A 13,222-nucleotide genomic window follows, 5' to 3' on the forward strand; every position below is an offset into this window, starting at 1 on the left:
AGCCCGACCGGCCATGAGCCCGATCGCCTCTGAGAGAGTGGGGACATGAGCGCAGCGCACACAGGTACGGGCCCGGAGCCCGGCAGCGTCGGTCACGTCGTGGTCGTCGGCGGGGGCATCTCGGGTCTGGCGGCGGCGCACCGCCTTCTGGAGGGCGGCGCCCGGGTGACGCTCCTGGAAGCCTCCGACCGGCTCGGCGGCAAGCTGCGCACCGGCGAGATCGCGGGCGTACCGGTCGATCTGGGGGCCGAGTCGATGCTGGCCAGGCGGCCGGAAGCGGTACGGCTCGCCCGCGATGTCGGCCTCGGCGACCGGCTGCAGCCGCCCACCACCGCCTCCGCCTCCCTGTGGACCCGGGGCGCCCTGCGCCCGATGCCCAAGGGACACGTCATGGGAGTCCCCGGGGACCTCGATCTGCTCGCCGCCGCCGGAGTGGTCTCCGAGGAGGGGCTGGCGCGGATCACCCGGGACGAGACCCTGGAGCGTACCGAGGCCGGCGAGGACGTCGCGGTCGGCAGTTATGTCGCGGCACGGCTCGGCCACGAGGTCGTCGACCGGCTCGTCGAGCCGCTGCTGGGCGGCGTCTACGCGGGCGACGCCTACCGCATCTCCATGCGCGCCGCCGTACCGCAGCTCTTCGACGCCGCCCGCGCCGAGCGCTCGCTGATCGCGGGCGTACGGGCCGCGCAGGCGCGTGCCGCTGCCGCGGCGCCGCCCGGCGGACCCGTCTTCATGGGCATCGACGGGGGAATCGGCACGCTGCCCGGTGCCGTCGCCGACGCCGTGCGCGGCGCAGGCGGCGAGATCCTCCTCTCCACCCCGGCGCGGGAAGTGAAGTGGTCCGCCGGAGACGGCTGGACGGTCCGCGCCGGCGACCGGTCGATCCGTGCGGACGCGGTGATCATGGCCGCGCCGGCCGGCCACGCGGCACGCCTCCTCCGCCCCGACTGCCCCGCCGCCGCCACCGAGCTGGCCACCGTCGACTACGCCTCGATGGCGCTGATCACCATGGCCTTCCGCCGCTCCGACCTGCACACGGTGCCCGAAGGCAGCGGCTTCCTCGTACCGCCGGTCGACGGCCACCGGATCAAGGCCTCGACATTCGCCAGCCACAAGTGGGGCTGGATCGGGGACGCCGACCCCGACCTCTTCGTCCTGCGCACGTCCATCGGCCGGTACGGCGACGACGCCGACCTCAAGCGCGACGACGCCGAGCTGGTCGATCTCTCGCTCACCGACCTCGGAGCGGCGGTCGGCCTGGCTGCCCGGCCGGTCGCGAGCACGGTGACCCGCTGGGACGGCGGCCTGCCGCAGTACGACGTCGGCCACCTGGCGCGGGTGGCGGCGATCCGTGAGGCGGTGGCCGGCCTGCCCGGTGCGCTGCGGGTGTGCGGCGCGGTCTACGACGGCGTCGGTATCCCGGCCTGCATCGGCTCCGCGCGGCGGGCCGCGGACGAGATCCTCGGGACCCTGACGCCGGGCGCCGCCCGGAGCGAGGGAGAATGGACGGCATGACAGACGCTTCCACCCCCGCTTCCGAGCCCGGGACCTCCGCAGCCGCACCGGAGAAGGCCCCGAACGCCGGCAAGAAGGCGAAGGACCTCAACGAGGTCATCCGCTACACCCTCTGGTCGGTCTTCAAGCTGCGTGACGTGCTCCCCGAGGACCGCAGCGGCTACGCCGACGAGGTCGAGGAGCTGTTCTCGCAGCTCTCGGCCAAGGACGTCGTGGTGCGCGGCACCTATGACGTGTCCGGTCTGCGTGCCGACGCCGACCTCATGATCTGGTGGCACTCCGAGAGCTCGGACGCTCTGCAGGAGGCGTACAACCTCTTCCGCCGCACCCGCCTGGGCCGCGCGCTGGAGCCGGTGTGGTCGAACATGGCGCTGCACCGCCCCGCCGAGTTCAACAAGTCGCACATCCCGGCCTTCATGGCCGACGAGGTCGCCCGCGACTACGTGAGCGTCTATCCCTTCGTGCGCTCCTACGACTGGTACCTCCTCCCCGACGAGGACCGCCGGCGGATGCTCGCCGACCACGGGAAGATGGCCCGCGGCTTCCCGGACGTCCGCGCCAACACCGTGCCGTCCTTCTCGCTGGGCGACTACGAGTGGATCCTGGCGTTCGAGGCCGACGAGCTCTACCGCATCGTCGACCTGATGCGTCATCTGCGTGCCTCCGAGGCGCGTCAGCACGTCCGCGAGGAGATCCCGTTCTACACGGGCCGTCGCAAGCCGGTCTCCGAACTGGTCGCCGGCCTGGCCTGACCGGGCCGCGCCGCACAGCACTGCGGGCCGCCCCCTCGGGGACGGCCCGCAGCGTCTTTTCTCCGTGCACACCGCCTGCCGGCGCCTACTTCTTCTGCACCGCCGGCTTGCCCGGCTCCGGCTCGGCCCGCGGCGCGCAGTACACCCGGTGCGCCGGGACCTTGCCCCGCAGCAGATATGCCTCCGTGTACGCGTTCACGCAGGTGTTGTCGCCGAGGGCGATGCCGTGCGTGCCCGCCTTGTTCTCGGTGACCAGCGCGGAGCCGGCCAGCCGCTGCTGCAGTTCCAGCGCGCCCGGGTACGGCGTCGCCGCGTCCCGCTCGGCCGCGAGCAGCAGCACCGGAGGCAGCGCGCCGGGCTCCGTGCGGATGTCGACCGGGCCGTGGCCCCCGGGGTTGAGCGCGTCGTCGACGCCGGTCGCGGCGGCGCGCGCGGTGGCCTCGGCCAGGCCGTTGTCGCCGCTGCGGTTGCTGCCCCCGGCGGCCTGGCGGACCGTCTTGTCCGCCGCGGCCTCGATCCCGGCCTGGGCCGACACCGACCGTTCCGGCCAGTAGGCACACGGCAGGTTCATCCAGGCGTTGTCCCAGGTCTCGAACGGCGCCGCCCGCGCGACCTCCGTGTTGTCGCGGTCCCAGGTCTGCCAGTCGCGGGGCCACGCGGCGTCGTTGCACTCGACGGCGGTGTAGACGGCGTTGCCGTTCTCCTCGGCCTTGGCGCCCTCGGCCCGCGGAGTGGCCTGGGCGATCAGCGGCTTGGGGTTGCCGTGCAGGAAGCCCGCGAGGGCCTCGGCGCGCAGCGGCCAGTAGGCGTCGTTGTAACCGGTCTTGAGGAAGGCGGCCTGGAGCTGGGCGGGGCCGATCTTCCCGTTGAGCGGGGTGCGGCGGACCTTCTTGACGGCCGAGTCGTACGCGCGCTGCACCGCCTTGGCGTCCTTGCCGAGGCGGTAGTGGGTGTGGTGCTTGGCGACCCAGCGCAGCCAGTCGCCCCAGCGGCGCTCGAAGGCGATGTTCTGGTCGAGGTTGTTGCGGTACCAGATCTGCCGGGGGTCGGGGTTGACCACACTGTCGAAGACCATCCGGCGCACGTGGCCGGGGAAGAGCGTCGCGTAGACGGCGCCGAAGTACGTCCCGTAGGACGCGCCCATGAACGTCAGCTTCTTCTCGCCGAGCGCGGCCCGCACCATGTCCAGGTCGCGGGCGTTGTTGACGGAGTTGTAGAACGGCAGGTCCGCCCCGGCGTTGCGGGCACAGCCCTGGGCGTACGCCTTGGCCTGCGCCTGCTTCTGGCGCTTGAACTCATCGGTGGGGTACTTCTGGCTCTCGGTGGGCGCCTTGGTGAACTCCTGCGGGTTCTGGCAGGACAGCGGCGCCGAGCGGCCGACACCGCGCGGCGCGTAGCCGACGAAGTCGTAGGCACGGGCCGTCTTGCGCCACTTGGGGAGCGCGCCGTAGAGCGGGAATTCCATGCTGCTCGCGCCCGGACCGCCGGGGTTGAAGACCAGGGCGCCCTGCCGCTCCTTGGGTGCGGTGGCGCGGATCCGGCTGACGGTGAGGTCGATCTTCTTGCCGTTGGGGCGGGCGTAGTCGAGCGGGACGGTGACCTTGCCGCACTCGACGGTGGCGGGCAGATGCTCCACCGCTGCGCACCGGCCGAAGGCAATGGGGTGGGGGACAGGGGCCGGCGGCGCGGTGGAGGGCCCGGTGGCACCACCCGCCGGGGCGGTGGCGAGGGCGGTCAGGACCAGCGACCCGATGGTGCCGTACAACGCGAGTGCTCTCACGAACGTCCCTTCGTGTGGTGCGTGGTGCGCGGCGCACGGCGAGAGGCTGGTGCACTGGGCCGCACGGTGTGCATACAAAAGGGATAGTTGGGCCGGTCGTTGCCGATGTAAAGCACCGGGCACCGGTGTCGGCAGCTATACCCCGGAAGAGTGGAGCGCGGCTCGCAGCACGGGATCGGCGAGCGCGTCGGGGCCGTGGACGGCGAGCGCCGTGAGGGCGGCACGGGTGTCGGTCCTGCCGTGCCCCTGGCACCTCTGACGCCTCGCGCGCCTGCTCCGCCCACCGTGTCGTCCGGGAGGACAGCCACCCCTGTAGGCCGTGCCGTCACTGCTGTCCCTGTCGTTGCCGGCGCCCTGTTCGGGGACCTCGCTGCCGGCGTCGCCGCCGTGCCGCTCGGCCCGGCCGCCGGCGGCCGCGACCCGCCGCACCAGGTGCTCGCCCGCCGCGGTGGCCCAGTGGGTGTACGGGTGAACGTCCACCCGGGCCATCGCCCAGGTGCCCGTGGTGAGTACCAGGGGGAGGGCGAACCAGGCGAGCATCGGCCCGGTGGCCGTGCCCGGCGGCGTCATCCACAGGGCCGCCGCCGCGGTCAGCAGCACCACGGCGGTGGCCCGCCGTAACCGGCGCACCGCGTGACCGACGTCCCTGCGGGCCGCGTCGGGCTGCGCGAGACCGGCGGTGACGAGCCGGCCGGCCAGCGCCCGCACCGCGTCGGATCCGTCGAGGGCGCCGCGTACCGCCGGTATCGCGCGCTGTCCTTCCGGGCCGATGGCGGTGAGCGTGGCCCGCTCGACGGCGTCCCGGCCGACCGGGTCGACGACGGTCGCCCACCCGGTGTGGGCCAGCAGCAGCCGGTCCTGCTGAGCCATCGACACCAGCGCGACGTCCGCCAGCCGGCCCGGGCCGCCGGTGAGGTAGGCCGTCTCGTACAGGGTCAGCGAGGGTGGCCCGTGGCGGTCGGCGAATTCCCGGTCCTGGCCGCTGCCGGATGTCGTCCGGGCAACGCCGTCCGGAGCCTGGGCGGCGGCGAGCGCCGTACGGCAGGCATACGCGCAGGAGAGGCAGGCCGCCCCCCAGGCGATGAGGAGAAAGAGGAGCCACATGGCGGAAGGTTCTACGGGACGGACGTCACCTGCCGCCACGCGGTTTCTCGGTATCCGGAAGGCAGTTGGCGGCTTGGCGGCGGAGGAGCCTTCGGCGGGGCGGGGAACATGGCCGGTTTCCGTCGGTCGCGCGGCGGGGCCGGGGCGGGCGTCCGCGCTGTTGCCACCCCCGCTCCCGAGAGGCCCCGGCATCCGGGTAGGCGCGCCGGCCCCGGTCTCCCGCCCGGCGTCAGCTGCCGCAGCCGCCCCCGCCGCAGCTCGACCCACCGGAGGACGACCCGCCACAGCTGCTCGATCCGCCGCCGCACGACGAGCCACCGCCGGACGACGAACTGCCGCACCCCGAACCCCCGTCGGAGGAACCGCACCACGACGCCGTCCCGTCGCCCGGAGAACTCCAGCCGGAGTCGTTCCCGGAGGAACCGCCGGACGACGTGGCGGAGCCGGACGCCGTGACACGCTGCGCCTCCGCGAGCTGCTGCCGCAGGATCTCGTCCGTGAGCAGGGCCGTTCCGCCGAGCGCCACCACGAGTCCGGCGGGCCGCAGAGCCGCCCCCAGGGCACCGGAGGCGTGGGCCACCCGTGCGGTGTGCAGCGTGAAGGAACCCGCCTTGGTGACCCGGCGGCCGGCCGTGCGTTTGCAGACCGATCCGACGGCGACGCCCACGAACACCGCCGGGGCGATGGTGAAGAAGGTGGGCGGCTCGTCGAAAGCCTCCTCGATCGCCCCCGAGAGCGTCAGCAGCACACTCAGGAAGAGGACCGCCACGCACGCCGTCATCTGCGCGCCGGCCAGCCGCCGCCAGACCCGGGCGCGCCGCGGATTGCGCATCAGGCCCCGCACCTCCAGCCGGTCGCCGATCTCCTGGACCGCGGGGCTGCGCATCAAGCCGGCGCGCAGCGTGGCCAGCGCCCCTCCCGGTGTCCGGGCGAGGGTGTCGAGCACCGCTTGCTCGACCGGGTCCCGGGCGACGGCCTGACGTACGGTCACCACGCCGGGACCGCCGATCGCGAGCCGGCCGTCCTCGTGCAGCGTGGCGATCGCGGCGTCCGCCACCCGGGCAGGGCCGCCGGCGAGGAAGGCGATCTCCCATGGGTCCTGGGTCGGGGCGTCCACCAGCCGGGTGGACGGCGTCCGGCGGCCGGAGGCGGCCACCCCGATGATGAGCAGCAGCGACGAGGCGAGGACGCCCGCATACACCCCTTGCGCGAAAGACACATCGAAAGACATGGCGGTCACCCCCGGCCCAGTGCACGCCGCAGGGCGCGCGCGAGGCGGGACACGGGCCCGGCCGACGGCGGCCTCGGCCCCGCGCGGTCGCGCCACCACTGCGCCAGCTCCCGGCGCGCGGCGGCATCCCGGGGACGGTCCTGGGCCAGCAGATACGCTGCGAAGTCCATGGCGTCCTGCCGGTAGCCGCCGCTCATGGGGCGGTGCCGTGCGTAGCCGGGAAAGGCGGCCCGGTACTCCTCGCCGAGGATCTCGGGCAGCTCGGGAGCCACCTTGGCCACCACGGATGCCCGCTTGGCGGTCAGCGCCCTGCTCTGCACCCGGAGCCGGGCACCGTCGAAGCCCTCCGGGGCCGGCGTCCCCGCGACCAGGGCGGACAGCAGCGCGGTCTGCGCGAGGGCGAGCCGCTGCCGCGCCGCCTCGGTGCCGGTCTCCGCCGCCTCTCGGCCGCCGGACGGCGATGCCGGGGACCCGGTGCCGGGTCCGGCCCCGCTCCGGCCGCTCATGGACTCAAGCTGCCCGGACATGGCTGACCTCCTTCAGCACGGTGCGTATCGCGTCGAGTTCGCCGGCCAGCTCGCCGCCCTCGGGGAAGTCCTCGTCGCGCTCCAGCAGCACCCCGGGTGGGGTGACGCGGGCGCAGAGTTCGGCGAGTACGTCCAGGACGGGCCGGGTCACCGGGTGGGCGTGGCTGTCGTGCCACACGCCGTCCCGCTCCACGCCGCCCGCGACATGGACGTAGGCGATGGCCTCGACCGGCAGCGCGTCCAGCGCGGCGGCCGGGTCCTCGCCCCGGTTGACGTGGTTGGTGTGCAGGTTGGCGACATCGATGAGCAGCCGCGCGCCCGTCCGCTCGACGAGCTCGGTCAGGAACTGGCCCTCGGTCATCTCCTCGCCCGGCCAGTTGATGAGCGCGGCGATGTTCTCCAGGGCCAGCGGTACGGGCAGCGCGTCCTGGGCGATCAGGACGTTCTCGCAGAGCACGTCCAGCGCGTCCCGGGTGCGCGGCACCGGCAGCAGATGACCGGCCTCCATCAGCGGCGAGGCGGTGAGCGGTCCGCCGCCCCGGACGAACGCGATGTGCTCGGAGACCAGCGGCGCGCCCAGGGCCTCCGCGCGGTCGGCGAGGGCGGCCAGCCGGCCGGCGTCGGGACGCTCCGCGCCGCCGAGGCCGAGCGAGACGCCGTGCGGGACGACGGTGGTGCCGCGTGCCCGCAGTTCCTGCACGGCCGGCGGGAGATGGCCGGGACAGATGTTCTCGGCCACGACCTCCACCCAGTCCACGCCGGGCAGTTCCGCGATCTCCTCGGCGATTTCCGGCCGCCAGCCGATTCCCGTACCAAGGCGCTCCATAGCTCCCCCGTCCCCTCCGTGGTGTGGGTACTCTTCACCCGGCCGCGGTAGGCCGAACCCTGTAGCGGTGCGGTTCAGAGGTTGATTTGAGCTTCACCGGGGACGCGGTCCGGCACCCGTGGACCAACGTGGACATCCCCGTCCGCGCCTTCGCGCCTCGCGCGGGCAGCCGCCGTCGGGTGGCCGGATCCGGATCCGGATGCCGTGGCCAGAGGGCGGGGCCGCGGGCACCGCACGGCCGCCGCAACGGCAAAGGGGCCACGCGCAACGGTCAGTGGCTGCCCGGCGGCGTCCGGCGCAGTGCCGGGTGGTCCGCGACGACCGTGCACGAGCCCGGGGCGATCTCCGTGAACCCGGCGTCCTGGACGACGGGCAGCCCGCTGCGGGTCAGCGCTTCCCAGGCGGCCGGCTCCGCGGAGCGGACGGCCAGGGGGAAGCCGGCCGCGCGCCAGGCTGCCTGCTCTTCCTCGGTCAGACCCCACCACGCCAGCTGTGCGCCGTGTCCGGCCTGCGCCATCTCCTTGCCCGCCGACATCTGCAGTTCGGGGTTGAACCACAGCACCGGCCGGTCCGCCGGCGGCGCCTCGGGCTCAGCCGGGTCGTCCAACTCGGTCCCCGAGACCTGGAGCCGCGCCAGGTCCTTGGGCCAGCCGTCCAGCGGCACCGGCGGATGGACCCGCACTTCGGCGTGGTGGCCGCGGACCGTGATGCCCGGCAGCTCCTGCGCCCGCCGCCACTCGGCGCCGCGCGCCCGCCGCACCACCTTCCGGATCTGCGCGTCCTGCCAGTCCCGCACCGCGGCGGCCCACTCGCCCTCGCCGACCGCCCGCTCGTCCGACAGGAGCACGAGCACCGCGCGCGCCGCCGTCTCCAGCGCGTCCGTACGGGCCGGCGGCTCGGCCCGCTCGATCCGCGCGACCAGCGGCAGCACGAACTGCGGCGCCGCTTCCGGGCCGGTCACCTCCCGCGCGTCCGGGACATCCTGCGGAGCCGGGGCGGGCCGGGGAGCCGGGCGGTCCTGGTCGGCCGGACCCGCGGCGTCGGTGATACCGGTGGATCGGGCGGATCGGGTGGTCTCTGCGCTGGTCACCCGCCCAGTTTGCCAGCCGCCTCCGACAGCGGCGCAGCCACCGCCGGAGGGGCGGGCTCCCCGCATCGTCCACCGGCAAGGCGCACCAGGGGCGCGGTCGGGCAGCACGGCCCCTCCGCCCGTCCGCTGCCGATTTCACCTCCGCCCCGTTCACGAACGGCCTAGCATCCTGGCCATGAACAGTGACCTCTTCGCCTCCGAGAACATGGCCACACAGGCCACCGCGCCCGGCATGACACAGCAGAACGCCAAGTCGATCAAGTACGCGCTGGAAGGGGAGTGTTACGCGCGCCAGGGCGCGATGATCGCCTACCGCGGCGACCTGCAGTTCGAGAAGCAGGGGCAGGGCGTCGGCAAGTTCCTCAAGCGGGCCGTCACCGGCGAGGGCCTGGCGCTGATGGCCGTCCGCGGCAAGGGCGAGGTGTGGTTCGCGCACGAGGCCGCCAACTGCTTCATCATCGACCTCGGCCCCGGCGACGGCATCACCGTCAACGGCCGCAATGTGCTGTGCTTCGACCCGTCGCTGGCCTACGAGATCAAGGTCGTCAAGGGTGCCGGCATGGTCGGCGGCGGACTCTTCAACTCCGTTTTCAGCGGCCACGGCAAGCTGGGCGTGATGTGCGAGGGCAACCCCATCGTCATACCCGTCTCCCCGCAGGCCCCGGTGTTCGTCGACACCGACGCGGTGGTCGGCTGGAGCAGCTCCCTGCAGACCTCGCTGCACCGGTCGCAGAGCATGGGGTCGATGCTGCGCGGCGGCTCCGGCGAGGCCGTCCAACTCCGCCTGGAGGGCGAGGGGTTCGTGATCGTCCGGCCGAGCGAGCTGCGCCCCGAGAAGACCGCGGGCAACTGACCCGGCTACTGTCGGGGACAGCGGGGGAGGGGGAAGGCGCGTGAGGCTGGACGGAGTCGGGCGGCGCTACGGGGTGCGGGGGGACTGGGTGCTGCGGGACGTGCACCTGGACGTACCCGCCCACGCGCTGCTGCGCATCGAGGGCACCAACGGCTGCGGAAAGTCCACGCTGCTGCGGTTGCTGGCGGGGATCGACCGGCCCTCCGCCGGGCGGATCACCGGGCGCCCGCGCACCGCGTACGTCCCCGAACGGTTCCCGGCCGCCCTGCCCTTCACCGCCGTCGGCTACCTCACCCACCTCGGCCGCGTGCACGGCCTGCGCGGTCCCGAAGCGGACCGACGCGCCACGGAGTGGCTCACCCGCTTCGGGGCGGCCGGGCACGCACGCACGCCGCTGGCCGACCTGTCGAAGGGGACGAGCCAGAAGGTCGCCGTCGCCCAGGCGCTGATGGCCGAGCCCGAACTCCTCGTCCTGGACGAGGCGTGGACCGGCCTGGACGGTGCGGCGCGCGACGAGCTCGACCGCGCGGTCGCCGAGCGGGTCGCGGCCGGCGGCACCGTCGTCTTCGTCGACCACGACCCGCGCCGTCTGGCCGGCGCGGCAGACGCGCGCTACCGCGTCGCCGAGGGGCGACTGCTGGCCGAGGAAGCCGCGGGGCCCGGAGGCGGCCGCGCGGCGGCGGACCGGGGCCCACGCGTGATCATCGATGCCCAGGGCCCGCCGGGCAGCACCCCGCGCCCCGGCGCGGACGCCCTGCCGGGACGTCCGGACATCGTGGCAGGGCCGGAGGGAACGACCCGGCTGACCGTCCCGGCCTTCCACTCCGACGCGCTGCTGCGCGCACTGCTCACCGCCCGTCCGCCCTGGCACATCCGCGCGGTGACCGCCGCCCCGCCCGAGGGACGGACAGGGCCCGGAGCGCACCACGGCCACGATCTCGACGCCGACCCCGACCCCGACCCCGGCCCCGTCCCCGATGAGGAGGGTCCCCTCCCGTGACCGCCCTGCTCCGCTACCAGGCGGCCCTGCTCCTCGGCTCGCACCGCTGGCTCCCGCCGGCCATCATGTACGCCGCGTTCCTGGCCATCGGTGTGCAGACCGGCGGCCCCGTTCTCGACGCGTACGGCTATGCCGCCGCCGGGCTGCTGCCCGTCGCGGCGTGGCTGACCAGGGTCTGCGTAGGCAACGAGCCGCCTGCCGCCCGCAATTGCGCCGCGGCCGCTGCCGGCCCCGGCCGCGTGCACCTCGCCTGCGTCCTGACCGCGGCGGGCGCCGCACAGCTCCTCGGGCTGGTCGGCGTCGCGTTCGTCGCACTGTTCTCCGACCCGCACTCCTCCGTTGACCGCGTCGCCGTACCGATCCTGCCCGCGGCCGGCGCCGGGCTGCTCGCCGGGCTGGCCTGTGTGCTGCTGGGCACCGCGATCGGTGCGCTGTGCAACTGGCCGGTCCTGCGCAGTCCCGCTTCCGCCGTGCCTGCCGGGCTGCTCGCCGCGCTGCTGCTGTCCGTGCTGAGCGCCTCGCCCGCCAACGCCGCCGTATCGGGCCTGGTCACCGGCTCCGTACGCGGGACGATCCACACCCCGTGGCTGCCGCTGGCCGCCACCGTCCTGATCGCGGCCGCCGCGACAGCCGTCGCCTGCGCTCTCAGCTCCCGTCGGACCTGAGCGGATTGGCTTCCGGGCGAGGCCCGCTCACGGACTCTGCCGCCGCCCGGCCGTGCCGGACCGGCGTACGCTCGGAGGTATGGCAGCCAGCGACGCGCACACGCGCAACCGCGACAGCGCCCCCGAGGGCACCGGCGCCACGGGTGCCGGTTCCGAGGCCGCTGTCGGCCCGCCCTTCGCCGACTGTGTGCAGTGCGGCAAGCCGACCGAGTACCCGGTCACCCGCCCCGGCATCGTGCTGTGCCCGGTCTGCGAGTGGCAGGAAGCCGAACGTTCCGCCTGCTCCGGCTGACGTCGCGGACGCGGCGTCGCGCGGCCGGTCGGGTACCCGGGCCCCGAGCGCCCGGGTACCCCGCCGGCGCGGGACCGTCAGTGGTGCCAGGGCCCGGTCACGGCGAAGGTCGTGCCCGGCGTGTAGCAGTTGACGTACATCGTCCGGTGGTCCGGGGAGAAGGTCACCCCCGCGAACTCGCCCCACTCCGGCTTCTCCGGGGTGCCGATGTTCTGCCGGCCGCGGGCCATCGCATAGACCTGGCCGCGCCGGGTGAGCCCGAAGACGTGCTGCGCGCCGTCCCCGTCCTCACAGACCATCAGGCCGCCGCTGGGCGCCAGCGTGATGTTGTCGGGGGATTCGCCGGGCAGCTGGAGGTCGGCGTCCGGTCCGAAGACGACCACCAGGGTGAGCCGGCGCCGCCGCGGGTCGTAATTCCACACCTGGCCGTAGTGGTCGGCGGCCGAACCCTCGTCGCTGTGCGCGAAGCTGGAGACGAAGTACACGCAGGAGCCGCCCCAGTAGCAGCCCTCCAGCTTCTGTGCGTGGGTGATGCCCCCGGGCCCGAAGTCCTGGAAGCGGATCGGGGTCTCGCGGGCCAACGGGTCGGGGACATCCACCCAGGAGACATGATCGAAGGTGGCGCCGGGCTCCTGGACGCCGGAGAGGTCCGGGACTCCGGGGACGCGCAGGGCCTGCAGCCGGCCGCCGGCGCGCAGTGAGCCCCGTCCGCCCTTCGGCTTCTCGGGAAGGAAGCGGTAGAAGAGACCGAACGGCTTCTCGAAGGCGTCCTCGGTCTCGTAGACCGTGCCGGTGGCGGGGTCCACGGCGATCGCCTCGTGCTGGAAGCGGCCCATGGCGGTCAGCGGGACGGCGCCGGTGCGGCGCGGGTCGTACGGGTCGACCTCGAAGATGAAGCCGTGGTCCTTGGTGTAGTTCTCCTCACCGGCCCGGAGTTCGGTCTCCTCGCAGGTGAGCCAGGTGTGCCAAGGCGTGGGCCCGCCCGCGCAGTTGGTGGAGGTGCCGGCGATGGCGACCCGCTCGCTCCGGAGGTTGTTGTCCCGGTCGAGTTCCAGGGCCGTACACCCGCCCTCGCCGCCCGGGTCGTAGGTCAGCTCGGGGACGGTGGGGACGGCGGAACGCGACCCCGTGCGGTTCTCGTGGTTGCGGACGAGATAGGTGCGGTTGGGCCGGCCGTCGGGGCCGGGGAAGGCCGCCATGCCGTCGCAGTTGCTGGGCACCTTGCCCTCGCCGGAGGACAGCGGACCGCCCTCCCGGGAGAGGACCTTGTAGCGGAAGCCCTTGGGGAGGTCGAGCAGGCCGTCCGGGTCGGGGACCAGCGGTCCGTAGCCGCTCCCGCCCGTGCTCTGGGCGGCGGCGGTCCCCGCGAAGAGCTCGGTGAGGCTTCCGGTGAAGGCGATACCCGCCCCCAGCGCACCGGTTCTTGCCAGGATCTGACGTCGTGTCGCGGACATGGGCAACTCCCTGTTGGCGGACAGGTGACGTGACCCGCACGTGTGTATCACGCGACCAGGCCGCCGGGAACCATGCGCGAAGCGCCGTCCCCCGGATGCACGGGGACGGCGCTCGGCCACAGAAGGGGAGAGG

At 74.0% G+C, this 13,222-nt stretch carries 11 protein-coding genes and 1 pseudogene; 6 read left to right on the forward strand and 6 right to left on the reverse strand.

The features are described 5' to 3' along the window. Positions 1–45: 45 nt before the first annotated feature. Positions 46–1,515: a protoporphyrinogen oxidase gene (gene hemG, locus ACH4FH_RS06665; RefSeq protein WP_398554636.1), complete on the forward strand. Its 1,470-nt coding sequence runs from the start codon at positions 46–48 to the stop codon at positions 1,513–1,515. Then, complete coding sequence (gene hemQ, locus ACH4FH_RS06670; protein ID WP_398554637.1) at positions 1,503–2,267, forward strand: hydrogen peroxide-dependent heme synthase; 765 nt, start codon at positions 1,503–1,505, stop codon at positions 2,265–2,267. Before hemG ends, hemQ begins: the two co-directional genes overlap by 13 nt. An 85-nt stretch (positions 2,268–2,352) precedes the next feature. On the opposite strand, the gene ACH4FH_RS06675 is transcribed toward hemQ, so the two are convergent. The 5 genes and pseudogenes from ACH4FH_RS06675 to ACH4FH_RS06695 all read right to left on the reverse strand — a co-directional run bounded on the left by ACH4FH_RS06675 (position 2,353) and on the right by ACH4FH_RS06695 (position 8,825). Then, the gene (locus ACH4FH_RS06675; RefSeq protein WP_398554638.1) at positions 2,353–4,047 is read right to left on the reverse strand and encodes an alpha/beta hydrolase; all 1,695 of its coding nucleotides are present in this window, start codon (positions 4,045–4,047) and stop codon (positions 2,353–2,355) included. Between the two features lie 135 nt (positions 4,048–4,182). Further along, entirely contained in the window at positions 4,183–5,151 is a 969-nt protein-coding gene (locus ACH4FH_RS06680; protein WP_398554639.1) for a TIGR04222 domain-containing membrane protein, read from the reverse strand. Positions 5,152–5,380: 229 nt separating this feature from the next. Beyond that, positions 5,381–6,382 (reverse strand): TIGR04222 domain-containing membrane protein, encoded by a 1,002-nt coding sequence (locus tag ACH4FH_RS06685; protein ID WP_398554640.1) that lies wholly within the window; start codon positions 6,380–6,382, stop codon positions 5,381–5,383. Between the two features lie 5 nt (positions 6,383–6,387). Beyond that, positions 6,388–7,735 (reverse strand): annotated as a pseudogene (locus tag ACH4FH_RS06690) (DUF692 domain-containing protein). Positions 7,736–8,006: 271 nt separating this feature from the next. Then, entirely contained in the window at positions 8,007–8,825 is an 819-nt protein-coding gene (locus ACH4FH_RS06695; RefSeq protein ID WP_398554641.1) for a peptidyl-tRNA hydrolase, read from the reverse strand. A 175-nt stretch (positions 8,826–9,000) separates the two neighbouring features. Between ACH4FH_RS06695 and ACH4FH_RS06700 the strand changes: the two genes are divergently transcribed. The 4 genes from ACH4FH_RS06700 (at position 9,001) to ACH4FH_RS06715 (ending at position 11,635) form a co-directional block, all read left to right on the forward strand. Beyond that, entirely contained in the window at positions 9,001–9,678 is a 678-nt protein-coding gene (locus ACH4FH_RS06700) for an AIM24 family protein (RefSeq protein WP_398554642.1), read from the forward strand. A 40-nt stretch (positions 9,679–9,718) separates the two neighbouring features. Continuing rightward, positions 9,719–10,678, forward strand: coding sequence for an ATP-binding cassette domain-containing protein (locus tag ACH4FH_RS06705; RefSeq protein ID WP_398554643.1), 960 nt, complete (start codon positions 9,719–9,721; stop codon positions 10,676–10,678). Continuing rightward, complete coding sequence (locus ACH4FH_RS06710) at positions 10,675–11,343, forward strand: ABC transporter (protein WP_398554644.1); 669 nt, start codon at positions 10,675–10,677, stop codon at positions 11,341–11,343. Before ACH4FH_RS06705 ends, ACH4FH_RS06710 begins: the two co-directional genes overlap by 4 nt. Before the next feature lie 79 nt (positions 11,344–11,422). Beyond that, on the forward strand, positions 11,423–11,635 hold the full coding sequence (locus ACH4FH_RS06715; protein ID WP_398554645.1) for a hypothetical protein: 213 nt from the start codon (positions 11,423–11,425) through the stop codon (positions 11,633–11,635). A 77-nt stretch (positions 11,636–11,712) separates the two neighbouring features. On the opposite strand, the gene ACH4FH_RS06720 is transcribed toward ACH4FH_RS06715, so the two are convergent. Continuing rightward, positions 11,713–13,089, reverse strand: coding sequence for an alkaline phosphatase PhoX (locus tag ACH4FH_RS06720; RefSeq protein WP_398554646.1), 1,377 nt, complete (start codon positions 13,087–13,089; stop codon positions 11,713–11,715). Between the last annotated feature and the right edge of the window lie 133 nt (positions 13,090–13,222).

The sequence above is a fragment of the Streptomyces sp. NPDC017993 genome (assembly GCF_044328065.1).
Taxonomy (GTDB): domain Bacteria; phylum Actinomycetota; class Actinomycetes; order Streptomycetales; family Streptomycetaceae; genus Streptomyces.